The organism is Duganella fentianensis (assembly GCF_009857835.1).
Classification (GTDB): domain Bacteria; phylum Pseudomonadota; class Gammaproteobacteria; order Burkholderiales; family Burkholderiaceae_D; genus Rugamonas; species Rugamonas fentianensis.
Map to the genome: position 1 here is coordinate 1 of NZ_WWCL01000033.1, position 258 is coordinate 258.

Sequence of the window (258 nt, forward strand, 5' to 3'; positions counted from 1 at the left end):
TCTGGACCGTGTCTCAGTTCCAGTGTGGCTGGTCGTCCTCTCAGACCAGCTACTGATCGATGCCTTGGTGAGCCTTTACCTCACCAACTAGCTAATCAGATATCGGCCGCTCCAGGAGCACAAGGCCCGAAGGTCCCCTGCTTTCATCCTTAGATCGTATGCGGTATTAGCGTAACTTTCGCTACGTTATCCCCCACTCTTGGGTACGTTCCGATATATTACTCACCCGTTCGCCACTCGCCACCAGAGCAAGCTCCG

At 54.3% G+C, this 258-nt stretch carries 1 rRNA gene; it reads right to left on the bottom strand.

Annotation, left to right across the window (positions count from 1 at the left end):
- A 16S ribosomal RNA gene (locus tag GTP23_RS22470) occupies nucleotides 1–258 on the bottom strand; the annotation flags it as partial.